The sequence below is a fragment of the Mycobacterium parascrofulaceum ATCC BAA-614 genome, assembly GCF_000164135.1.
GTDB lineage: Bacteria > Actinomycetota > Actinomycetes > Mycobacteriales > Mycobacteriaceae > Mycobacterium > Mycobacterium parascrofulaceum.
Window position 1 is genome coordinate 1086131 of record NZ_GG770554.1, and the last position, 23180, is coordinate 1109310.

18 protein-coding genes and 1 tRNA gene are annotated in these 23180 nt (G+C 69.1%); 15 read left to right on the plus strand and 4 right to left on the minus strand.

The window, feature by feature from the left end:
• Positions 1 to 203 precede the first annotated feature (203 nt).
• Genes pdhA through HMPREF0591_RS15090 form a run of 3 tightly spaced genes read left to right on the plus strand, consistent with a single transcriptional unit; the run spans position 204 to position 3511 of the window.
• Entirely contained in the window at positions 204 to 1304 is a 1101-nt protein-coding gene (pdhA, locus tag HMPREF0591_RS15080) for a pyruvate dehydrogenase (acetyl-transferring) E1 component subunit alpha (RefSeq protein ID WP_007169450.1), read from the plus strand.
• Positions 1305 to 2351, plus strand: coding sequence for a 3-methyl-2-oxobutanoate dehydrogenase subunit beta (gene bkdB / locus HMPREF0591_RS15085; protein WP_007169451.1), 1047 nt, complete (start codon positions 1305 to 1307; stop codon positions 2349 to 2351).
• A complete protein-coding gene (locus tag HMPREF0591_RS15090; RefSeq protein ID WP_007169452.1) occupies positions 2348 to 3511 on the plus strand; it encodes a dihydrolipoamide acetyltransferase family protein in 1164 nt (387 codons plus the stop codon). The genes bkdB and HMPREF0591_RS15090 overlap by 4 nt, the downstream gene beginning before the upstream one ends.
• Before the next feature lie 5 nt (positions 3512 to 3516).
• Here HMPREF0591_RS15090 and HMPREF0591_RS32370 read toward each other — a convergent pair whose 3' ends face one another.
• From HMPREF0591_RS32370 to HMPREF0591_RS15100, 3 genes are all read right to left on the minus strand, one after another.
• The gene (locus HMPREF0591_RS32370) at positions 3517 to 3807 is read right to left on the minus strand and encodes an Mtp family mycobacterial-type pilin (RefSeq protein ID WP_139093813.1); all 291 of its coding nucleotides are present in this window, start codon (positions 3805 to 3807) and stop codon (positions 3517 to 3519) included.
• A 102-nt stretch (positions 3808 to 3909) separates the two neighbouring features.
• Complete coding sequence (locus tag HMPREF0591_RS15095; RefSeq protein ID WP_007169454.1) at positions 3910 to 4680, minus strand: enoyl-CoA hydratase; 771 nt, start codon at positions 4678 to 4680, stop codon at positions 3910 to 3912.
• A gap of 518 nt (positions 4681 to 5198) precedes the next feature.
• A complete protein-coding gene (locus HMPREF0591_RS15100) occupies positions 5199 to 5612 on the minus strand; it encodes a hypothetical protein (protein ID WP_040622888.1) in 414 nt (137 codons plus the stop codon).
• A 308-nt stretch (positions 5613 to 5920) separates the two neighbouring features.
• On the opposite strand from HMPREF0591_RS15100, the gene HMPREF0591_RS15105 reads away from it, so the two are divergent.
• The 4 genes from HMPREF0591_RS15105 to HMPREF0591_RS15120 all read left to right on the plus strand — a co-directional run bounded on the left by HMPREF0591_RS15105 (position 5921) and on the right by HMPREF0591_RS15120 (position 12743).
• Entirely contained in the window at positions 5921 to 6613 is a 693-nt protein-coding gene (locus HMPREF0591_RS15105) for a type 1 glutamine amidotransferase domain-containing protein (RefSeq protein WP_007169456.1), read from the plus strand.
• 101 nt (positions 6614 to 6714) lie between these two features.
• A complete protein-coding gene (locus HMPREF0591_RS15110) occupies positions 6715 to 8193 on the plus strand; it encodes a biotin carboxylase (protein ID WP_007169457.1) in 1479 nt (492 codons plus the stop codon).
• Positions 8190 to 9368, plus strand: coding sequence for a serine hydrolase domain-containing protein (locus tag HMPREF0591_RS15115; protein WP_007169458.1), 1179 nt, complete (start codon positions 8190 to 8192; stop codon positions 9366 to 9368). The genes HMPREF0591_RS15110 and HMPREF0591_RS15115 overlap by 4 nt, the downstream gene beginning before the upstream one ends.
• A 189-nt stretch (positions 9369 to 9557) precedes the next feature.
• Positions 9558 to 12743 carry an adenylate/guanylate cyclase domain-containing protein gene (locus tag HMPREF0591_RS15120; RefSeq protein ID WP_007169459.1) on the plus strand — a complete coding sequence of 1062 codons (3186 nt, stop codon included), beginning with the start codon at positions 9558 to 9560 and terminating at the stop codon, positions 12741 to 12743.
• Positions 12744 to 12879: 136 nt separating this feature from the next.
• On the opposite strand, the gene HMPREF0591_RS15125 is transcribed toward HMPREF0591_RS15120, so the two are convergent.
• A tRNA-Arg gene (locus tag HMPREF0591_RS15125) sits at positions 12880 to 12956 on the minus strand.
• Positions 12957 to 13143: 187 nt separating this feature from the next.
• On the opposite strand from HMPREF0591_RS15125, the gene lipQ reads away from it, so the two are divergent.
• The 8 genes from lipQ to HMPREF0591_RS34675 all read left to right on the plus strand — a co-directional run bounded on the left by lipQ (position 13144) and on the right by HMPREF0591_RS34675 (position 23173).
• Positions 13144 to 14391 (plus strand): esterase LipQ, encoded by a 1248-nt coding sequence (gene lipQ, locus HMPREF0591_RS15130; protein ID WP_007169460.1) that lies wholly within the window; start codon positions 13144 to 13146, stop codon positions 14389 to 14391.
• 139 nt (positions 14392 to 14530) lie between these two features.
• Positions 14531 to 16000, plus strand: coding sequence for a WS/DGAT/MGAT family O-acyltransferase (locus HMPREF0591_RS15135; RefSeq protein WP_007169461.1), 1470 nt, complete (start codon positions 14531 to 14533; stop codon positions 15998 to 16000).
• Positions 15997 to 17751 carry an HAD-IB family hydrolase/lysophospholipid acyltransferase family protein gene (locus tag HMPREF0591_RS15140; RefSeq protein WP_007169462.1) on the plus strand — a complete coding sequence of 585 codons (1755 nt, stop codon included), beginning with the start codon at positions 15997 to 15999 and terminating at the stop codon, positions 17749 to 17751. Before HMPREF0591_RS15135 ends, HMPREF0591_RS15140 begins: the two co-directional genes overlap by 4 nt.
• Entirely contained in the window at positions 17748 to 20105 is a 2358-nt protein-coding gene (locus HMPREF0591_RS15145) for a glycerol-3-phosphate 1-O-acyltransferase (protein ID WP_007169463.1), read from the plus strand. The genes HMPREF0591_RS15140 and HMPREF0591_RS15145 overlap by 4 nt, the downstream gene beginning before the upstream one ends.
• A gap of 30 nt (positions 20106 to 20135) precedes the next feature.
• Positions 20136 to 22172: a bifunctional copper resistance protein CopD/cytochrome c oxidase assembly protein gene (locus HMPREF0591_RS15150; protein WP_007169464.1), complete on the plus strand. Its 2037-nt coding sequence runs from the start codon at positions 20136 to 20138 to the stop codon at positions 22170 to 22172.
• A 91-nt stretch (positions 22173 to 22263) separates the two neighbouring features.
• Positions 22264 to 22389: a hypothetical protein gene (locus HMPREF0591_RS34415; RefSeq protein ID WP_007169465.1), complete on the plus strand. Its 126-nt coding sequence runs from the start codon at positions 22264 to 22266 to the stop codon at positions 22387 to 22389.
• 3 nt (positions 22390 to 22392) lie between these two features.
• Positions 22393 to 22983 (plus strand): PhzF family phenazine biosynthesis protein, encoded by a 591-nt coding sequence (locus HMPREF0591_RS31010; RefSeq protein WP_007169466.1) that lies wholly within the window; start codon positions 22393 to 22395, stop codon positions 22981 to 22983.
• Positions 22979 to 23173, plus strand: coding sequence for a PhzF family phenazine biosynthesis protein (locus tag HMPREF0591_RS34675; RefSeq protein ID WP_425270194.1), 195 nt, complete (start codon positions 22979 to 22981; stop codon positions 23171 to 23173). The genes HMPREF0591_RS31010 and HMPREF0591_RS34675 overlap by 5 nt, the downstream gene beginning before the upstream one ends.
• Positions 23174 to 23180 lie beyond the last annotated feature (7 nt).

Here is a 23180-nt window from a genome sequence, read left to right on the forward strand (position 1 = left end):
CGGCGCCTGGGGTTTGCTCGAACAGCTGTGGGCGCGACACGTTCGCGATCACCGCGGTCTCTTCGCATCTGAGCGCATAATGGGGATACGCCAGTGTCGCGGCGAGCGGAGTCTTTCGTGAAGCTGGCGATCGACTTCGGCTCGCGGCAGGTCCCGGCTGAGCTCTTGCTGTGACCCCTGCGGCACCGAAGTAGGGAGACGGTATGGCGAAGGTGCCTCAACTGCCGATGACCGTCGACCTCGAGCCGGTGCAACTCGTTGCCGCGGACGGCACGCCGACGCCCGAACACCGCTATGGCCGCGACCTTCGCGCGGAGACGCTGTGCTGGCTCTACGAGATGATGGTGGTCACCCGCGAGCTGGACACCGAATTCGTCAACCTGAAGCGCCAGGGGGAGTTGGGCCTGTTCGCGTCGTGCCGCGGTCAGGAAGCCGCCCAGGTGGGCGCGGTGGCGTGTCTGCGCAAGACGGATTGGCTGTTCCCCCAATACCGGGAGCTCGGCGCGTATTTGGTACGCGGGATCCCACCCGGGCACGTCGGCGCCGTGTGGCGCGGAACCTGGCACGGGGGACTGGAATTCACCAAGAAATGCTGCGCCCCGACGTCGATTCCGATCGGCACCCAGGCCCTGCACGCCGTCGGTGCGGCGATGGCCGCGCAACGTCTCGGCGAGGACTCGGTGACGGTGGCCTTCCTCGGTGACGGCGCCACCAGCGTGGGCGACGTGCATGAGGCGCTGAACTTCGCGGCCGTGTTCGCCACGCCTTGTGTGTTCTTCGTGCAGAACAACCAGTGGGCCATCTCGGTGCCCATCCACAAACAGACCAAGGCGCCGTCCATCGCGCACAAGGCGATCGGCTACGGCATGCCCGGGATCCGGGTGGACGGCAACGATGTGCTGGCCTGCTACGCCGTGATGGCCGAAGCCGCCGCCCGCGCCCGGGCCGGCGACGGCCCGACCCTGATCGAGGCCGTCACCTACCGGCTGGGCCCGCACACCACCTCCGACGATCCCAGCCGCTACCGGACGCAGGAGGAAGTGGACCGCTGGGCGGCGCTCGACCCGATCCCGCGCTACCGCACTTACCTTCAGGCGCAGGGCCTGTGGTCGGACCGCCTGGAGGACCGCGTCGCGGCCCGCGCGAAGCGGATGCGCGCCGAATTGCGCGACGCCGTCTTCGGCGCCCCCGACTTCGACATCGAGGAGGTGTTCACCACGGTGTACGCCGAGATGACGCCCGGGCTGCGGGCGCAGCTGCAACAACTGCGGGCCGAACTCGAACGAAGCGATCGGGAGGCCTGAATGACTCAGCTCGCTGACCGGGCCGCCAGTCCCGACGAAACCCGCACCGCCGCTTCGGAACCGATCGCGCAGCCGCTGACCATGGTCCAGGCGCTCAACCGCGCCCTGCACGACGCGATGACCGTCGACGAGCGGGTGCTGGTGTTCGGCGAGGACGTCTCGGTCGAGGGCGGGGTGTTCCGGGTAACCGAGGGTCTGGCCGGTAAGTTCGGTGAACAACGCTGTTTCGACACGCCGCTGGCCGAATCCGCGATCGTCGGGATCGCGGTGGGACTGGCGCTACGCGGATTCGTGCCGGTGCCGGAAATCCAGTTCGACGGGTTTTCCTATCCGGCCTTCGATCAAGTGGTCAGCCATCTGGCGAAGTACCGCACCCGCACCCGTGGCGAGATCAACATGCCGGTGACGGTGCGGATCCCATCGTTCGGCGGAATCGGTGCGGCCGAACATCATTCGGACTCGACCGAATCGTATTGGGCCCATACCGCCGGCCTGAAGGTGGTCGTTCCGTCCAACCCCGCGGACGCGTACTGGCTACTCCGTCACGCGATTGCCTGCCCGGACCCGGTGATGTACCTCGAACCCAAGCGGCGCTACCAGGAGCGCGGCCTGGTCGACACCGGCCGGCCCGAGCCGCCGATCGGGCGGGCGGTGGTGCGCCGGCCCGGCACCGACGTCACCGTCGTCACCTACGGCAGCCTGGTCGGCACGGCGGTGGGCGCCGCGGAAGATGCCCAGCGGCAACATGACTGGAGCCTGGAGGTCATCGACCTGCGGTCACTGGTGCCGCTGGACTTCGACACCGTGGCGGCGTCGATTCATCGGACCGGACGCTGTGTGGTGATGCACGAAGGGCCCCGCAGCCTGGGGTATGGCGCCGGATTGGCCGCCCGGATCCAGGAAGACATGTTCTACGAGCTGGAGGCGCCGGTGTTGCGCGCCTGCGGGTTCGACACGCCCTACCCCCCGGCGCGGCTGGAGCGACTGTGGCTACCGGGGCCCGACCGGTTGCTCGACTGCGTCGAGCGTGCGCTGGGTCAGCCATGAGCGGCGACGAGCGGGTCAAGGCGTTCCATGTCCCCGACCTCGGCGAGGGGTTACAGGAAGTGACGGTGACGCGCTGGAACGTCGCCGCGGGGGACGACGTCGAACTCAACCAGGTGTTGTGCTCGGTGGAGACCGCCAAGGCGGAGGTGGAGTTGCCCAGCCCGTATGCGGGCCGGATCGTCGAAACACACGGCGCCGAAGGCGACGTGCTCGCGGTCGGCGCGGTGCTGGTGCGCATCGACACCGCGTCGGCGAACGGGGAGACCCCTGCGATGGGCGGGGTGGTCCCCACCCTGGTCGGCTATGGCGCGGACGCGGGCATCGATGCCAGCCGGCGGTCCGGGCGGCCACGTGCCGCCCCTCCGGTGCGGAAACTGGCCAAGGAGCTGATGGTCGACTTGCGCTCGGTCCAGCGCGATCCCGACGGCATCATCACCCGCGCGGACGTGCTGGCGGCGGCGGACCGGAACGGGGCCGACGTTCGACCGGTCCGTGGCGTGCAGGCGCGGATGGCCGAGAAGATGACTCTGTCGCACCGCGAGATCCCGGCAGCCACAGTGAGCGTCGCGGTCGAGTGCACCGAACTGCTGCGGCTGGCCGACCGCGCGTCGACGGAACCGAGGATCACGCCGTTCGTCCTGACCATGCGGCTGATGCTGATCGCCCTGCGCCACAACGAGATTCTGAACTCGACATGGGCCGACTCGCCCGACGGGCCGCGGGTTCGGGTCGAGCATCGGGTGCATCTGGGGTTCGGAGTGGCCACCACCCGGGGGCTGCTGGTCCCGGTGATCACCGACGCGCACCTGAAGACCACCCGCGAACTGGCAAGTCGCACGGCGGAATTGATCGCCGGCGCGCGCGGGGGAACGCTGACGCCGGGGGAGTTGCGCGGATCCACGTTCACCGTGTCCAACTTCGGGGCGCTGGGCGCCGACGACGGCGTACCGGTCATCAACCATCCCGAAGCGGCCATCCTGGGGATGGGGGCCATCAAGCCGCGCCCGATGGCCGTCGGCGATCAGGTCGTGGTCCGCCCGACGATGACGCTGACGTGCGTGTTCGACCACCGCGTCGCCGACGGTGCCCAGGCTGCCGGGTTCGTCACCGAACTGAGGGACTTGGTCGAGTCGCCCGTGAACGCGGTGCTCGACCTCTAACGGGCTCAGCTGTGCGGCGGTACGGGGCACCAGAACAGGCCGCAGTTGAAATTGGGCTGGTGAAACGGAGGCGGCGGCGGGTACGGAGGCGGGTTGTCGGTATCCCAGCACTGATTCCAGTACTTGTTCTCTCCCCAGGCCGGGTTCCACGGCTGGTTCGGGCACCAATGCACCTGGGGCGCGGGTCCGGGCTGGGCGTGGGCGGTGCCCGCGACCACAGCGAATCCGGCCGTGGCGAGGCCGCCGGAGAGGAGAGCGCCGGCGACGACGCGGGTAAGGGTGTGGGTGATCGGCACGCGGTATGTCCTTTGTTCATGCGCCAGGTCGGCTGGCGTCTTCGCAGCAAGCAGACAACGTTCGCTCGGCTACCGATCCCAACCTGCTAGCCCATGATGGCACTACCGGCGTTGCGCCGCAGCCAGTCGCTGAGCAAACTCCGGTGACTGGATGGAATACGCCTGCGGCCCCAGCTCGGTGCGCATGGCGAAGGCGTGTTGCTCGTGATCCAGCGACCCCGGGCTGGCGGTGGCGCGCATGGTGGCTTTGGTCGCCAGCACGACCTCGCGGGGCGCGGCCGCGGGCCCGGCGGCCAGCTCCATCGCCGCGGCAACCGGGTCGTCGGCGACCGAGAGCACCACGCCGTGGCGCACGGCGGAGTCGGCGTCGAAACGCATACCGAACAGCAGGGCCGCGCGGGCGACCTGCGGCCCCACCGCCCGCTGCAGCATCCATGTCGCACCCCCACCGGGATGCAGCCCCAGCTTCTGGAACCGGGCGTCGAACAACGCTGCCGGCCCGGCGATGCGCACGTCGGCCGCCAGGGCGAGGTTCAGGCCCGCGCCGACGGCCGCGCCGTTGACCGCGGCGATGGTGGGTAGGCGGCAAGCGCCGACCGCCATGAAGCCGTCGTAGAGCTGCTGCAGGCCCGTCTCGGCTTTGTCGCCGCCCGCGGCGCCGAGCGCGCTGAGGTCCGCGCCCGCGCAAAACGCCCTGCCCGCGCCGGTGATCACCACGGCGTGGACGTCGGGATCGGCCTCGGCCCGTTCGACGGCGGCCCGCAGGCGCGCCGACATGTCGGCGGTCACCGCGTTGCGCCGGTCGGGGTCGTTGACGGTGATGAGGGCGATGCGGTTGTCGACGGTGAAGAGGACGGGGTCGGATCGGGCCATCGGGCACCTCCGCGGCTTGGGGTTTGGGGTCCGGGCGACGCACGATGGATGGGCCGTGGCCCGGGACTCCGGGGCACGGTAAGGGTACTGCTCGGCACGCTCGCCGACGGTGGCCGGTGTGAGCCGGACGACGCGAATTTCGCCCAGTCGGCACCAGCAAGCCCTGCCCGGCACGAAAACATCGCGCGGGGCGGCGTCGAAAAACAGCGCGGCGCGTTGCCGGGCGGGCCCCGCGACACTCGCCCCGGTGCCGCGTACGAATTGCCTTCATATTGCGGCGGTCCGGATCGGGGATTTGCTTGGGCCGCAGATGCGAACGCCATTGGGGTCACGCCGGCATTTCCAAAGAATGGCTGTGCAAACGCGAATACGTTTGCGCTCGGGTGCTCCGGGCGACAACCCGTGCTGGGTCCGGGCGAATTACGCGAATGTATTCATTGCGGTGGCGCCGCATCGCTTCGGTCCGCACCGTGCAAGGGAATCGTCCCGCGTAAATCCGCGGCCTCGGCCCAGCTGTTTTACCCGACCTCGGGTTTTGCCAATTTCTTCGCCAGTTGATCGAGCGCGGCCTGGCGACGCTTTACCGCGCACGCCCGCTGGTCCCGCTGCGTCCCCTGGATCAGGGTGCTGGGCAACGTTTCGCAGCGCAACCGGGTGTTCGCGTAGTGGATTGCGGCGTCGATCATTTCGATGTAGCGCTCCGCCTCATCGAGGGCGCACGTGCCCTCGATGCGCTGGACCTCGTCCCAACAGGGATAGGAGGAGTACCTGGCATCCAGCCGTTGCTGCGATACCTGCAGACCGAAGTAGCCCCGCCAGTCCCGGCTTAGCCAGCCCCGAGTCTTGACCTCAACTTTGATCCTATTTCCTAAGCCGGCGACGAACTTTGGTTCGCCAACTCGCACTACCGGCTGCCAGTCGTCCGACGTCATCATCGACCACCCCTCGAATAGAGACGCCCTAAGTCATGATCCCCCTGCTGGCGTCATCTGCTCGCACGACACGCCAATTGTTGTTCCCTACCCATCTAATTGGCAAACTCCGGGCGACGGCCGCCATCGCAGCGCCTGTTAAGAGCCATTTGCGCCGCGGGTCTTCGTTGCGCGCATGGCCTGGTGTGGCGGCTCGCATCGGTGTCGTTTTGGCGATTTCGCATCCCGGCCCACGGTGTTGCAAACCGGCCACGGGATGGGTGACGCTGGGCGGGTCGATTCGGTGTGGACGGACGAGGGGGAGCGCGATGGCGAAGGTTCTGTTCGTGGTGACCGGCGCAAGTTACTGGACGCTCAAGGACGGCACGAGACACCCGACCGGCTACTGGGCCGAGGAGTTCGCGGCCCCGTACCGCGAGCTCACCACCGCCGGTCATCAAATCGTGGTGGCCACGCCGAAAGGCGTTGTCCCGCATGTGGATGTGATGAGCCTACGCCCGTCGATGGCCGGTGGTGAGGAGGTCGCCCGGGAGCTGGAGGAAATCCTGCGCTCCGCCGAGGAATTGCGCCGCCCGATCGAGTTGGCCAACGCCCGTCTCGAGGACTACGACGCCGTCTACTACCCGGGCGGGCACGGCCCGATGGAGGACCTGTGGCAAGACGCGGACTCGGGCCGGCTGCTGGCCGCGGCGCTCGCGTCCGGCAAGCCGCTGGCCATCGTCTGCCACGCGCCCGTCGCCATGATGGCGACGCGGCACAACGGGGCGTCGCCCTTCGCCGGCTACCGGGTCACGGCGTTCACCAACGACGAAGAGGACGCCGTCGGCCTGCGGGAGAGGGCCCGGTGGACCGCCGAGGACGAGCTCGTGAAGATGGGCGTCGACTTCTCCCGCGGCGAGATGTGGCGGCCCTACACGGTGAAAGACCGCAACCTCTTCACCGGCCAGAACCCCGCCTCCGCCGGGCCGCTGGCGAAAGAGTTCATGACGGAACTCGGTTAACGCATCACCGCGTGGCCATCGCGGGTCCACACTTGGGGAATGAACGTATGTGAATTGACCGCAGGCACGCCGATCGCGGCGTCGACGTCAGCGCGGACGGCGTGATCGCGCCCGCCGGCGGGCCCGCGCCGGCGCGCCGCGTGCTGAACGGCCTCTCGGACATCCGCGCGTTCTTCCATACCAACAAAGTGCCGCTGTACTTCATCTCGCCGACCCCGTTCAACCTGCTGGGCGTCGATCGCTGGATACGAAACTTCTTCTACCTCACCTACTTCGACTCATTCGAGGGCACCCACTCGCGCGTGTTCGTGCCCCGGCGGCGCGACCGCCGTGATTTCGACTCCATGGACGAGGTGTGCAGCCACCTCCTGTCCGACCCCGAGACGCTCGAGTTCATCGCCGGTAAAGGTCCCGGCGGCAAGTGCTGCTTTGTGATGATGAACGCAGAAATTCAGGCCCTCGCGCGACAGGCGGGCCTCGAGGTCATGCACCCGCCGATCGAGCTGCGCGAGCGGCTGGGCTCCAAGATCGTCATGACGCGCCTGGCCGACGAGGCGGGGGTGCCCAGCGTGCCTAACACGATCGGGCGGGCCGGCTCCTACGACGAACTCGTGGCGCTCGCACAAGACGCCGGCTTGGGTGATGACCTCGTCATCTCGATCGCTTACGGCAACGCCGGCAGCGGGACGTTTTTCGTCCACGGTCAGAGTGACTGGGACAAGCACGCCGGTGACCTGGTCGGGCAGGACCTCAAGGTCATGAAGCGGATCCGCAATGTCGAGGTGTGCCTCGAGGGTGCCGTGACCCGCCACGGGACCGTGGTCGGCCCCGCGATGACCAGTCTCGTCGGCTACTCGGAGTTGACGCCGAGCCGGGGTAGCTGGTGTGGCAACGACATCTGGCACGAGGTGCTGCCGCCCGCGCAGACCCACGCCGCGCGAGAAATGGTGACAAAGCTGGGCGACGTCATGCGCCGCGAGGGTTACCTCGGTTACTTCGAGGTGGACCTGCTGCATGACCTGGACTCCGACAAGCTCTACCTCGGCGAGGTGAATCCGCGCCTGAGCGGCGCGAGTCCGATGACGAACCTGACCACCGAGGCCTACGCCGACATGCCGCTGTTTCTTTTTCACCTCCTCGAGTACATGGACGTGGAGTACGAACTCGACATCGACGAGATCAACTCGCGCTGGGAGCGCGGCTATGGCGAGGACGAGGTCTGGGGCCAGGTGATACTCACCGAGACCTCGCCGGATATCGAGATCTTCACCGCGACGCCACGCACTGGGGTGTGGCGCCTCGACGACGACGGCCGGGTCTCCTTTTCGCGGACCGCCAACGACTGGGCCACGCTGCTCGACGGCTCCGAGGCCTTTTACATGCGGGTCGCGGCGCCCGGCGACTTGCGTTCCGAGGGCGCCCAACTCGGCGTGCTCGTCACTCGCGCACACCTGCAGACCGACGACTATCAGCTGAGCGAGCGCTGCCAGCGCTGGGTCAAGGGCATGAAGGCGAAGTTCGTCTCCACCCCCCTGACTCCCGCCGCGCCGATCGTCTCTCGGCTCGTCGCGCGCGCGTGAGCGTCCCGGCCGGCATTTCCGTGGATAACTGGCTGGCGGCGCCGTATTCGCGGTGGTCGTTCCAGCACGTCGAAGACATGGTGCCGACGGCGCTGATCCCCCGGGGGAGCGGGCCGGTCGCGGCGCTGCCCGCGGGCCCCGCGCCGGTGGCCGAGATCCGGTTGACCAACACCGACGGGGCGCCCACCACGGTTGGCGCGGTGATGGCCGCCACCGTCACCGACGGCTGGGCCGTCGCGCATCGCGGGTCGCTGGTGGCCGAGGAGTACCTCGACCACCTCAGCGCTGACCGCCGGCACCTGCTGTTCTCGGTGAGCAAGTCGCTGGTGGGCACCGTTGTCGGCGCGCTGCACGGGGCCGGCGCGATCGAGCTGGACGCGCCGGTCACTAAATACGTTCCGGCCCTGTCGAACTGCGGGTACGCCGGCGCGACGGTGCGCCACCTGCTGGACATGAGGTCCGGCATCAAGTTCTCGGAGAATTACGACGACCCGGCCGCCGAGATACACGATCTGGACCAGGCGATGGGCTGGGCGCCCAAGAGGAGTCCGGACGCCCCCGCCACGCTGCGTGACTTCCTGCTGACCCTGCGAAAGAAGTCGGACCACGGCGGCCCGTTCGAATATCGCTCGTGTGAAACGGACGTGCTCGGCCTGGTCTGCGAGGTCGCCGGCGGCCAGCGGATGCCGGAACTGATGTCGGAACTGCTGTGGAGCCGCATCGGCGCCCGATACGACGCCACCATCGGTGTCGACGCCGCCGGCACCGGGTTTTTCGACGGCGGCGTCAACGCCTGCCTCACCGACCTGGTCCGGTTCGGCTCGCTTTTCCTGCGCGACGGCGTCTCGCTGACCGGCCGGCAGGTGCTGCCACCGGCGTGGGTCGCCGACACCCTTGCCGGCGGCCCGGACTCGCGGCAGGCGTTCGCCGCCAGCCCCGACCACGACACCGACCTGCCCGGCGGGATGTACCGCAACCAGATGTGGTTTCCCCATCCCGGCAGCAACGTGGTGTTGTGCCTGGGCATGTGCGGCCAGATGATCTACGTGAACCGCGCCGCGCAGATGGTCGCCGCCAAGGTGTCCGCGCAGCCGCATTCCCACGAGCCGCACATGCTGGACACGTTGCGGGCATTCGATGCGGTGGCGCACGAGCTGGCGGGAATCGTCGGTTAGCGCGAGGCCGCAAAGGGACCCTGTGGGGCATCGGCCGAAGAGGATTCGGTCGTCCGCACGGTGCCGACCGGTCGACGCTGGGTGCCGGTGACGGCGACCGCGGGCGGCAGATCACCATTTGCTGGAAGTCGTCGAGCGCCTATGCTGATTAACCGGGGACGTCGGGGGCCGGAAGCGGCGGAGCGTCAGATGACCGCAGCGACCGCGTGTTGCACGTGTGGGCGCGTGCCGCGCACTGGGGCACGGTTCTGTGACGGCTGCGGTGCGCCCATCACACACGACGGCATCCATGCCGAGTACAAGCAGGTAACCGTCTTGTTCGCCGACGTGGTGCACTCCATGGAGATCGCGGCGGCGGTAGGGCCGGAACGGCTTCGCGAGATCATGACCGACCTCGTCGACCGCTGCTCGGCGGTGGTCAAGCGGTACGGCGGGACGGTCGACAAGTTCACGGGTGACGGCATCATGGCGGTGTTCGGCGCACCGGCGGCGCTGGAGGACCACGCGATCCGTGCCAGCCTCGCGGCCTTGGGCGTGCAGGAGGCGGCCAAGCGGCTGGCCGTAGACATCCAAGAGCGCGACGGCGTGGGCTTCCGCCTGCGGGTGGGGCTGAACTCCGGTCAGGTGATCGCCGGTGAGATCGGTTCTGGCACAGCCGGTTACACCGCTGTGGGCGAGCAAGTCGGCATGGCCCAACGGATGGAATCCGTGGCCCCACCGGGCGGGGTGATGCTCACCGCGTCGACACGGCGACTCGTCGAGGGCGCCGCCACTCTGGGCGAAGCCGAACTGGTCCGGATCAAGGGTGCACTGGAGCCCATCCCGGCCTATCGGCTGTTGGGCATGGTGGACGGGCATCGCGCCGTCGGGCGGGGTGAGTCCAGCCTGGTCGGTCGACGCCGCGAGTTGTCCACCGTCGAGCGTTTCCTGGACCGCGCGGCCGGCGGTCACGGCGGTCTGGTGACCGTCATGGGGGAGCCCGGCATCGGGAAAAGCCGCCTGGTGCAGGAGGTCGCCGCGATCGCACGCCGCCGCGACGTGGAGGTGTTCACCTCCTTCTGCGAATCGCACGCCACGGACGTTCCATTCCGGGTCGTGGCCCGCCTGTTGCGCGCGGCCACCGGCGTCGAGGGCGTTGAGGCGGAGGCGGCCCGCGCACAGGTTCATGCCCAGGTTCGCGACGCCGACCCCGAGGACCTGGCGCTTTTCGACGACCTGCTGGGCATCGCCGATCCCGAGTTTTTCTTGCCCAAGATCGACGCCGACGCGCGGCGGCGACGGTTGACCGCCATGGTCAACAACGCATCGCTGGCGCGCCGCGCGCCCGCGCTCTACATCATCGAAGACGTCCACTGGATCGATGCGGTCAGCGAGTCGATGCTGGCCGACTTCCTCAAGGTGATCCCGCGGACGCGCTCGCTGGTGCTGGTCAGCTATCGCCCCGAATACCGCGGCACGTTGCGCCGGGTGGCCGGTGCGGAATCCATCGCCCTCACGCCCCTGAGTGATGCGGAGACCGCCACGCTGGTCGGCGAGCTGCTGGGCTCCGACCCCTCGGTGGCCGCCATCCGGCCGATCATCACCGCACGGGCGGCCGGCAACCCGTTCTTCGCCCAGGAGATCACCCGCGAGCTCGCCGAACGGGGCGTGCTCGTCGGCGAGCGCACCAGCTACTGCTGCCACGCCGATGTGGCCGACGTGCGGGTACCGGCCACGCTGCAGGCCGCCGTCGCCGCCCGCATCGACCGGCTACCCGTGGCGGCCAAGCGCACCCTTGCCGCCGCGGCGGTCATCGGGTCGCGCTTCGACTGCGATCTGTTGGCCAGCCTGGGCATCGACGCCAGTGTGGAGGAGCTGCTGGCCGCCCAGCTGATCGAGCAGGTGCGGTTCGCGCCGCGGGCGGAATTCGAGTTCCACCATCCGTTGACCCGGACCGTGGCCTACGAAGCCCAACTGAAATCCGATCGCGCCGAGTCGCATCGGCGGCTGGCTGCCGCGATCGAAGCCCGCGAGCCGCAAGCGGCAGACCAGAACGCGGCGCTGATCGCCGAACATCTCCAAGCCGCCGGTGACCTGCACGACGCCTACGGCTGGCACATGCGTGCCGCGAAGTGGTTGACCAACCGTGACATCGCCGCTGCGCGCCTGAGTTGGGACCGCGCCCGGATGATCGCCGACGCTCTGCCTGCCGGTGACCCGAAAAGGGCGGCCATGCGCATCGCCCCGCGCACGATGCTGTGCGCGATCGCCTGGCGGGTGCACGAACAGGTCGCCGGTGCTCGCTTCGAGGAAATGCGGGAGTTGTGCGAAGCCGCGGGAGACAAGGCGTCACTGGCCATCGCCACCGCGGGGCTGGGACACGATTGTCTCTATCAGGGCCGGATCACCGAGGCCTCGCGGCTGGCATCCGAGGCCTGGGCCCTCCTCGAGGCGCTCGACAATCCGGTCGTGACGGTGGGCCTCTCGCCCCTGCCGATCCGCGGCAAGACGGCCACCTCCGAATGGTCGGTGTTGCTGCGGTGGACCCAGCGGGTCATCGACCTGGCCGGCGGTGACCCGTCCTACGGCAACTTCATCATCGGATGTCCGCTGGCGAACGCCCTCGCGGTGCGGGGTATCGCCCGTTATTCGCTGGGTCTTCCCGGCTGGCGCGACGATCAGCGGCAGGCCGTGGAGATGTCCCGTCACGCCGACTCCCTGTCCTACACCGGCGTCATCGCCTACGTCTACTTCCCGGGAATCATGAGCGGCATGCTCAGGCCCGACGACTCCGCGATGCGCGAGATCGAGGATGCCGTGCGGATCGCCGAGCGGTCCGGTGACGACGTGGCGCTGGCCTTCGCGTGCATGACGTTCAGCGTCGCGCTGCTGAACCGCCCCGTGGCCACCGACCGCGAACGCGGACAGAAGCTGCTGGACAAGGTCAGCGAGATGTACAACCGCCGGGGACAGAACGTGGGCCTGTTACCGGCCATCAACGTGTGCCGGGCGCGTGAGATGGTTCGGCGCGGGGATCGCGACGAGGCGATCCCGCTGCTGCGCGCGGCGGCCGACGAATTGCTCCGTGGCGGACGGCTGCAGGCGCTCGGCAGCGCGGCGACCGGTGTGCTGGTGGAGACCCTGCTCGACCGCGGGGCCGACGGCGACCAAGAGGCGGACCTGGCGGAAGCCGAGTCGGCGTTCGAGCGGTTGGCGGCCGCGTCGGCCGAGCAGGGGTCGGTGACCCGCGAAATCTGGCTGGTGCGCGTCCGCGCCGCTCTGGCGCGCGCACGCCGTGACGAGGCCGGGTATCGCGAATATCGGGATCGTTACCGAGACATGGCGAAAACGCTTGGCTTCGAGGGGCATAGCGACTGGGCCGAGGCGATGCCGTAACGGCCCGGTACCGCTGCTCGGCCACGCTCGACTCCCTCGTCCGGGGAGTGTCACCGATCAACCGAAACCGCTGTCAAGGGTCAGCCGAAGCAACTGTCCGGCGTCACCCCGGCGTCACACGCGCCGGTACTGCCGGTGGTGCCCCCGGCACGACTCGAACGTGCGACCTAGGGATTAGAAGGCCCTTGCTCTATCCACCTGAGCTACGGAGGCAATGCGCAGGTCAGTCTATTCCAACGGCGTGTCGCGACACGACTCGCCGCGGCGGCGCGCGCGAAAAGCGTTCCCGCGCCGTAAGTATCGGCTATGGTTGGGAACCTCGACACACGTAGAACACCGGCCGGTAATCGGCCGTTTACCGCAACGAGGCGTGTGCATACCGTCGAGGGGTGGCGTTGCTATGAGCGTGACCATGCACCTGGCTTCACGGTGCTCGTGGGCTTCGACCCAGGCAGCACGCCTGGCGGCCGATGCGATGGATGCCTATCGGGCGGGCACGCTGTTGCTGCGCGGCTCGCCGTTCGCGCTGGGCTGCCTGGCCGGCTGGCTTTCCACGGAGTTCCCGCCGCACGTCCTGACCGGGCACGCGCTGTCGCGGGTTTCGCACCCGTCCATCGGCCGCGTCGGCACCACCTGGGCGGCTCAACGGGCGGATCAGGCGCTCACCACGGCGCTCGAGGAGTCCCTGGGGTCCGACTTCCGCGAGCAGGTGTGCCACCCGGCCGGCATCAAGCCCGTCTGCGCCGCGCGCGGCGGCCTGCTGGGCAGGCCCGGGCCGCACCGCCGCTACGCCGCGCAGACCTCCGACATCCCCTACGGCCCGGGGGGACGGGACAACCTGCTGGACGTCTGGCGGCGCCATGACCTGGCACCCGGGCGGCGTGCGCCGGTGCTGATCCAGGTCCCCGGCGGCGCGTGGACCGTCGGCGACAAACGCGTGCAGGCCTACACCCTGATGAGCCGCATGGCCGAACTCGGCTGGATCTGTGTCTCGATCAACTACTGCAAGAGCCCGCGTTCCACATTTCCCGCGCACCTCATCGACGTGAAGCGGGCCATCGCGTGGGTCCGCCAGAACATCGCCGACTACGGCGGCGACCCCGACTTCATCGCCATCACCGGCGGGTCCGCGGGTGGTCACCTGGCCTCCCTGGCCGCGCTCACCCCGAACGACCCGGCCTTCCAGCCCGGATTCGAGGGCGCCGACACGACCGTCCAGGCCGTGGTGCCCTATTACGGCGTCTACGACTTCACCGACTTCGAGAACATGCATGGCCTGATGCTGCCGTTCCTGGAGCAGTTCGTGGTCAAGGCCCGCTATGCCGACGAGCCCGAACGGTTCGCGGCGGCGTCGCCGGTCTCCCACGTGCACGGCGACGCGCCGCCCTTCTTCGTGCTGCACGGCGAGAAGGACGAATTGGTTCCCAGCGGTCAGGCCCGATCCTTCTGCGCGGCGCTGCGCGCGGCCGGCGCGTCGACGGTGGCGCACGCCGAGCTCGCCAACGCGCACCACGCGTTCGACATCCTCTCGACGGTGCGGTCGCGGCTGGCCGCCAACGCCGTCGCCGATTTCCTGGGCGTCGTCTACGGCCGGCGCGTCAGCCCGTTGCTGGACTTCGTCCCGCTGGCGGCCACGTCGGCCAGCTGATCCGGGCCTCGCTAACCGGCGTCCGGCCCCGACCGCTCCTTTCACCAGCGCGGCAACCCGACTAGCGTTGTGTTGGCGATGGGTCCGAGGCAGGAGGCTTGATCTTCGGTGACAGGGTTGGCGCGTCGGGCGGAGGGCCATGACTGAGTCCGATGGGGTCGTGAAATTGTCCGACCAGCTTGGACCGGTCGACTATCTGATGCATCGGGGTGAGGCGAATCCCCGGACTCGTTCGGGGATCATGGCGCTGGAACTCCTCGACACCACGCCGGACTGGGACAAGTTCCTGACCCGATTCGAAAACGCTTCCCGACGGGTCTTGCGGCTGCGGCAGAAGGTCGTCGTGCCGACCCTGCCGACGGCGTCACCGCGCTGGGTGGTGGACCCGGACTTCAACCTCGAATTCCATGTACGCAGGATGCGGGTGGCCGAGCCCGGCACGCTGCGCGACGTCTTCAACCTCGCCGAGGTGATCCTGCAGTCGCCCATGGACATCTCGCGGCCGCTGTGGACGGCCACCCTGGTCGAGGGCCTGGCCGACGGCAGGGCCGCGACGCTGCTGCACGTCAGCCACGCGGTCACCGACGGCGTCGGCGGCGTGCAGATGTTCGCGGAAATCTATGACCTCGAGCGCAATCCGCCGCCCAAGCCGACACCCCCGCTGCCGATCCCGCAGGACCTCACGGCCAATGACTTGATGCGGCAAGGCATCAACCACCTGCCCACCGCGGTGGTTGGCGGCGTTCTGAGCGCGGTGTCCGGCGCCGTGTCGGCGGCCGGACGCGCGGTCCTGGAACCGACGTCCACCGTGTCCGGGATCGTGGGCTACGCCATGTCGGGGATGCGGGTGCTGAACCGGGCGGCCGAGCCGTCGCCCCTGCTGCGGCGGCGCAGCCTGGCCACCCGCACCGAGGCGATCGACATCCCGCTCTCCGACCTGCACCGGGCCGCCAAGGCGGGCGGGGGATCGATCAACGACGCCTACCTCGCCGGCCTGTGCGGCGCCCTGCGGCGCTACCACGAGGCGCTCGGCGTGCCGATCAGCACGCTGCCCATGGCGGTGCCGGTGAACCTGCGGGCCGAGGCCGACACGGCCGGGGGCAACCGGTTCACCGGGGTCAACCTGGCCGCGCCGGTGGGTACCGTCGATCCGGTCTCGCGGATGAAGAAGATCCGGGCCCAGATGACCCAACGCCGCGACGAGCCCGCGATGAACATCATCGGCTCCGTCGCGCCCCTGCTCAGTGTCCTGCCCACGGCGGTGCTCGAGGGCATCACGGGCTCGGTGATCGGCTCCGACGTGCAGGCCAGCAACGTGCCGGTGTACCCGGGAGACACCTACATCGCCGGTGCAAAAGTGTTGCGCCAGTACGGTATCGGCCCGCTTCCTGGGGTGGCGATGATGGTGGTGCTGATCTCGCGCGGCGGGTGGTGCACCATCACCGTGCGCTACGACCGGGCATCGGTGCGCAACGAGCCCCTGTTCGCCCAATGCCTGTTGGAGGGCTTCGACGAAATCCTGGCGCTGGCCGGTGCGGGAGCACCCCGCGCGGTGCCCGCCTCGTTCACCGAACCGGCGACCTCGGCTAGAACGGGGTCGGGCTCATGAGCGCCGCCAAGGATCAGGGAGCCGACGGCGGCACGAGCGGGGACATGCGGTTGCCGGGCTCGGTCGCCGAAATCATGGCCAGCGCACCGGGTCCCAAGATCGGCGCGTTCTTCGACCTGGACGGCACCCTGGTGGCCGGCTTCACGGCGGTGATCCTCACCCAGGAGCGGCTGTTGCGCCGCGACATGGGGGTGGGCGAGCTGCTCGGCATGGTCCAGGCCGGCCTGAGCCACACGCTCGGACGCATCGAGTTCGAGGACCTCATCGGCAAGGCCGCCGCCGCGTTGGCCGGCCGCCTGCTCGACGACCTGGAGGAGATCGGCGAGCGGCTGTTCGTGCAGCGGATCGAGTCGCGGATCTACCCGGAGATGCGGGAGCTGGTGCGGGCCCACGTGGCGCGCGGGCACACCGTGGTGCTCAGCTCCTCGGCGTTGACCATCCAGGTCAATCCGGTGGCGCGGTTCCTGGGCATCTCGAACATGCTCACCAACAAGTTCGAGACCACCGAGGACGGGATACTCACCGGCGGCGTACAGAAGCCGATCCTGTGGGGGCCGGGCAAAGCGGCTGCGGTGCAACGGTTTGCGGCCGAGAACGGCATCGACCTCAAGGACAGCTACTTCTACGCCGACGGGGACGAGGACGTCGCCCTGATGTATCTGGTCGGCAACCCGCGGCCGACCAATCCCGAGGGCAAGATGGCCGCCGTGGCCAAACGCCGCGGCTGGCCGATCCTGCGCTTCAACAGCCGGGGCCCGGTCGGCCTGCGGCGCCAGCTGCGCACGCTCGCCGGCTTCGGCTCGATGTTCCCGGTCGCCGCCGGCGCCGTGGGCATCGGCGTGCTGACCCGCAACCGGCGGCGCGGGGTCAACTTCTTCACCTCCACGTTCTCCCAGCTGTCGCTGGCGATCACCGGCGTGCAGCTCAACGTGATCGGCACGGAGAACCTGACCGCGCAGCGTCCGGCGGTCTTCATCTTCAATCACCGCAACCAGGTCGACCCCGTGATCGCCGGCGCGCTGGTGCGCGACAACTGGATCGGCGTGGGCAAGAAGGAGTTGCAGAAAGACCCGGTCATGGGCGCGCTCGGCAGGCTGCTCGACGGCGTGTTCATCGACCGGGACGACCCCGCCGCCGCGGTCGAGACGATGCACGAGGTCGAAGACCGCGCCAGGAAGGGCCTGTCGATCGTCATCGCCCCGGAGGGCACCCGTGTCGACACCACCGAAGTGGGCCCGTTCAAGAAGGGGCCGTTCCGCCTCGCCATGGCGGCCGGCATCCCGATCGTCCCGATCGTGATCCGCAATGCGGAGCTCGTCGCCGCCAGGAACTCCACCGTCGTCAATCCCGGCACGGTCGATGTCGCGGTGTTCCCGCCGATCTCGGTGCAGGACTGGACCGTCGAGAACCTGCCGGAACGCATCGCCGAGGTCCGGCAGCTGTACCTGGACACGCTGGCCAACTGGCCCGTGGGGGAGTTGCCCAAGGTCGACCTGTACGCGGAGAAGAAGGCGGCCGCCAAGGCCAAGGCGCCAGCGAAAAAGACGGCGGCCAAAGCCGTTTCGAAGGCACCGGCAAAGCGGGCACCGGCAAAGAAGGCGGCCGCGAAGAAGGCCGCATCGAAACCTCCGGCGGCGGAGGCGGATCCGCACGAGTCCCGGGCCGCTCTCAAAGACGGTGAGGCACAACGGCCCGCCGATGCGGCGGTCCGCGCCGAGCCGCCGGAATCCCCGCCCGAAGGGCGGCCGTGACCGAACCGGCCGCGGACACCACCGCGGTCCTCACCGGCCACGACTCGCTGGTGCTGGCGTCCATGGCCTCGCCGGTCGAGAGGGAACTGGTGTCGGCGTGGATGGCGCAACAGCGCGCCGACAGGCCCGAGGCGAGGTTCGACGTCCTGGAATTGCCGCCGCCCCATGCGCCGCCGGACGCGCTGACCGCGCTCATCGAGCAGCTCGAGGCCGGCGCAGAGCCCACCGACGACCGGTCCGTCGTGCCGGTGCGGGTGTTTTGGTTGCCGCCGCCGGATCGCGGCAGGATCGCAAAGTTGGCGGGGCTGCTCCCGGGCCGGGATCCCTACCACCCCAACGAACGTCAGCAACTGCACATCGTGCGCAGCGCCCCGCGGCGGGCGCGGGTGGTGGCCGGGGAAGCGGCGAAAGTCTCGGAGTTGCGCCAGCAGTGGCGCGACATCACCGTCGGCGAGAACGAAAGCGACTTCGCCCGATTCGTCATCCGCCGCGCGCTGCTGGCGCTCGAACGCGTCGAATACCGCATCCTGGGACCGCAGTACAAATCTCCACGGCTGGTGAAGCCGGAGATCTTGGAGTCCACCCGGTTTCGTGCCGGGCTGCAGAAGATCCCCGGCGCGACCGTCGACGAAGCCGGCGAGATGCTCGACGAACTTTCCACCGGCTGGAGCCGGGTGTCCGTCGACCTGGTTTCCGTCCTCGGCAGGGCGATCAGCCGCGGCTTCGATCCGGAGATCGACTACGACGGGTATCAGGTGGCGGCGATGCGCACCGCGCTGGAGGCCCACCCGGCGGTGCTGCTGTTCTCGCACCGGTCCTACATCGACGGCGCGGTGGTGCCGGTGGCGATGCAGGAGAACCGGCTCCCGCCCGTGCACGTGTTCGCCGGCATCAACCTGTCGTTCGGCGCGATGGGCCCGTTGTTGCGCCGCGCCGGCGTCATCTTCATCCGCCGCAACATCGGCGCGAACCCGCTCTACAAATACGTGCTGCGCGAATACGTCGGCTACATCGTCGAAAAGCGGTTCAACCTGAGCTGGTCCATCGAGGGCACGCGCTCGCGCACCGGCAAGATGCTGCCCCCGAAACTCGGCCTGCTGGCCTACGTCGCGGACGCGTACCTGGACGGCCGCAGCGAAGACATTCTGCTGCAGCCGGTTTCCATCAGCTTCGACCAGTTGCACGAGACCGCCGAATACGCGGCCTACGCCCGCGGCGGCGAGAAGACACCCGAAGGCGTTGGCTGGCTGTACAACTTCATCAGGGCGCAGGGAGAACGCAACTACGGCAAGATCTACGTCCGTTTCCCGGAGGCCGTGTCGATGCGCCAGTACCTGGGGCCGGCGCACGGCGCGCTGACCCACGACCAGGACGCCAAACGGCTTGCGCTGCAGAAGATGTCGTTCGAGGTCGCGTGGCGCATACTGCAGGCGACGCCGGTGACGGCGACAGGTCTGGTGTGCGCGTTGCTGCTCACCACGCGCGGCGCGGCGTTGACGCTCGATCAGCTGCACCACACCCTGCAGGATTCGCTCGACTATCTGGAGCGCAAGCGCACCCCGATGTCGACGAGCGCGTTGCGGCTGCGCTCCCGCGACGGGGTGCGGGCGGCGGTCGACGCGTTGTCCAACGGACACCCCATCACCAGGGTCGACGGTGGGCGGGAACCGGTCTGGCGCATCGGCCCCGACGAACAGCATGCGGCCGCGTTCTACCGCAACTCACTGATCCACGCCTTCCTGGAGACCTCGATCGTCGAACTCGCGTTGGCGCACGCCCGCCACGTCGACGGGGATCGCATGCAGGCCTTCTGGGATCAGGCGATGCGGCTGCGCGACCTGCTGAAGTTCGACTTCTATTTCGCGGACTCGGCCGCGTTCCGGGCCAACATCGCCGAAGAGATGGCCTGGCACGACGACTGGGAAGCCCACGTGACCGCCGGCGGCGAGGAGATCGACGCCCTGCTGTTCGCCAAGCGGCCGCTGATGGCGGACGCGATGCTGCGGGTGTTCTTCGAGGCGTACGAGATCGTCGCCGACGTGTTGCGGGACGCGCCGGCCGGCGTCGGGCAGAAGGAACTGACGGAATCGGCGCTCGGGGTGGGCCGCCAATACGTGGCGCAGACGCGGGTCCGCAGCAGCGAATCGGTGTCGACGCTGTTGTTCGCCACCGCCTATCAGGTCGCGGTCGATCAGGACCTGATAGCGGGCGCCCCCGACCTCGCCGAAAGGCGGATCGCGTTTCGGCGGGAGCTGCGCGACATCCTGCGGGATTCCGATTACGCCGGGCGGATGGCGCGCAACCAGTTCGTCGCCCGCGAGGCCAAGGCCCGTCAGGAGCGCCTGGCTCAGTAGCCCGCGCCCGGCGCCCCATACCCTGGCTGTATGACGGTCGACCGGTCTGTGACCACCCCCCGCGCGCTCGCGTGGCCGCTGCTGATTGGCGTCGGGGTGTTGGCGGGCTGCACGGCGGCCGGTATCGGCGCGCTCTCGCTGGCCGACGCGCTGACCGCCACGGGTCTGCCCGACCCCGGACCGGCGACCACGCTGGGGCTGCCGTTCGTCCGGGCGGCGGGGGAGATCGCCGCGGTGCTGGCCGCCGGCTCGTTCCTGTTCGCGGCGTTCTTCGTGCCGCCGCAACGCAGCGGCGTCCTGGACGCCGACGGCTACCGGGCGCTTCGCCTGGGCACGGTGGCATCGGGCGTGTGGGCCGTCTGCGCGGCGCTGCTGGTGCCGCTGACCATCTCCGACGTGTCGGGCCGGCCGTTGCTCGCGCTTTTGAACCCGGTGCGGATCTGGTCGGTCGCCGGCCTGGTCACCACCGCCTCGGCGTGGCGCTGGACCGCGGCGCTGGCCGCGCTGGTGATGCTGGCCAGCCTGGCGGTGCTGCGCTGGTCGTGGACGCCGCTGCTGTTCGCCGGCTCGGTGCTGACGCTCATCCCGCTGGCGCTGACCGGCCATTCGTCGGCCGGTGGCTCGCACGACCTGGCGACCAACAGCCTGCTGATCCACCTCATGGCCGCCGCCCTGTGGGCCGGGGGGCTGCTGGCGTTGGCGGCGTACGGGCTGCGCGGGGGCGGGCACCTCGCCCTGGCGGCGCGGCGGTTCTCGGCGATCGCGCTGTGGTGCTGGGTCGCGATGGCGCTGAGCGGTGTGATGAACGCCGTGGTCCGGGTGGCGCCGGGCGACCTGTTGACCACCGAATACGGGCGCTTGGTCATCGCCAAGTTCGTCGCCCTGTGCGTGCTGGGTGTCATCGGATGGCGCCAGCGGCGCTCGTCGGTCGCGCGCTTGCAGGCGGAACCGGCCGCACCCGCGGCGCGGCGCGCCTTGCTCCGGCTGTCGCTCACCGAGGCCGCCGTCTTCGGCCTGACCTTCGGTGTCGCCGTCGGGCTGGGCCGCACTCCGCCGCCCCCGCCGCCGAGCCGGCTGCCCTCGATTCCCGAAGCCGAGATCGGCTACGACTTCAGCGGGCCGCCGACCCCGGCCCGCATCCTGTTCGACTGGCGCTTCGACCTGATCTTCGGCAGCGCCGCGATCGTCTTCGCCGCCCTCTACCTGGCCGGCGTGGTCCGCCTGCGCCGCCGCGGCGACGCTTGGCCGCCCGGTCGGACCGTGGCCTGGCTGCTCGGCTGCCTGACCTTGCTGTTCGTCACCTCGTCGGGGGTCGGCCGCTACATGCCGGCGATGTTCAGCGTCCACATGATCGCCCACATGGGCCTGTCCATGCTGGTGCCGATCCTGCTGGTGCTCGGCGCCCCGGTCAGCCTGGCCCTGCGGGCGTTGCCCGCAGCGGGCCGCGACGCCCCGCCCGGGATGCGGGAATGGCTGCTGGCCGCGTTGCACAGCCGGCTGTCGCGGTTCCTCACCAACCCCGTCGTCGCCACCGTGCTCTTCGTCGCCGGCTTCTACGGGCTGTACCTGTCCGACCTGTTCGACACCGCTGTGAGCAGTCACGCGGGCCATCTCGCGATGAACGTGCACTTCCTGCTCAGCGGCTACCTGTTCTACTGGATCGTCATCGGCGTCGACCCCACCCCGCGGCCGATCCCGCCGCTGGCCAAGGTTGGCGTGGTGTTCGCGTCGTTGCCGCTGCACGCGTTCTTCGGGGTGGTGCTGATGGGCACCCGCAGGGTGCTCGGCGCCGACTACTACCGTTCGCTCGGTCTGAGCTGGCACACCGACCTGCTGGGCGACCAGCGACTGGGTGGCGGCATCGCCTGGGCGGCGGGGGAACTGCCCTTGGTGATCGTGATGATGGCGCTGCTGGTGCAGTGGGCGCGCAGCGACGACCGCACCGCGCGGCGGTTGGACCGCGCCGCCGACCGCGACGACGACGCGGAGCTCGCCGCCTACAACGCCATGCTCGCCGAACTCGCGCGGCGGGAAACGCCGGGGCGTAGCGGCAGCCCGCGACCGTGAGCAGTCGTCAAGCTTTGCGGATGCGACCGGTACCAATCCAACCGCGACAGGCGTCTACGTCGACGTTGCTGCCGCATCCGATGGTGACCACGTGTCGCCCCGCGAAGCGGTCACCGTCTCGAGAATTGCGGCGATGCCGAGCGCCGATGACCGGTTCGACGACGAGCGCGGCGTGGTCGAAGAGCATCCGCATACCGGCGGTGACGGCCAAGATTGATGGATGCGCATCTTCACGGTGGATTGCTTCACCGCCAGACCGTTCGCCGGGGGCCCGGCCGCGGTCTGTGTACTGGACTCAGGTTGGCCTGAGACCGAGTGGCTCCAACAGCTGGCGGCCGAGTTAAACCTGCCCGTCACCGCATTTGTCCGTCGTGCTCAGCCACAGTCGGAGCTGCGGTGGTTCAGCCCGCAAACCGAACTGGCACTGTGCGGCAGTGGCACCCTCGCCGCTGCGCACATCGTGTGGGAGACCGGCGAGCGGGCCGACACTCTTGCATTCACTACTTGTGGAGGCATCCTCGCCGCGCGCCAGGAATGCGATCAACGAATCACGCTCGACTTCCCATCCGATAGTCCTAATCCCGTGCTCGTGTCCGCAAAACTCGTTGCAGCACTTGGCGTTACGCCTCGCGCGGCGGCGCGCGGCCGCCTCGATCTGCTCGCGGAAGTAGATTCCCCCCAATCGGTGCGCGGGTTGGCCCCCGACCTGGCGGCGCTGGCCGCCCTCGACGCCCGGCGTCATCGTCACCGCGCGTGGCGAGAATGCCAGCGACTTCGTATCCCGCTTCTTTGCACCCGCCGCCGGTATTAATGAGGATCCAGTGACTGCGTCTGCGCATTGCACTCTCGGGGTCTACTGGTCAAAGAAACTGGGGAAGACCGCCTTGACCGGCCTACAAGTGTCGCCTCGCGGTGGGCGGATCGATCTGCAACTCCGCGATGGCCGGGTTGACCTGACCGGTCGCGCGGTCACCAGCACCCGCGGCCAACTGGCGATCTGAGCCATAC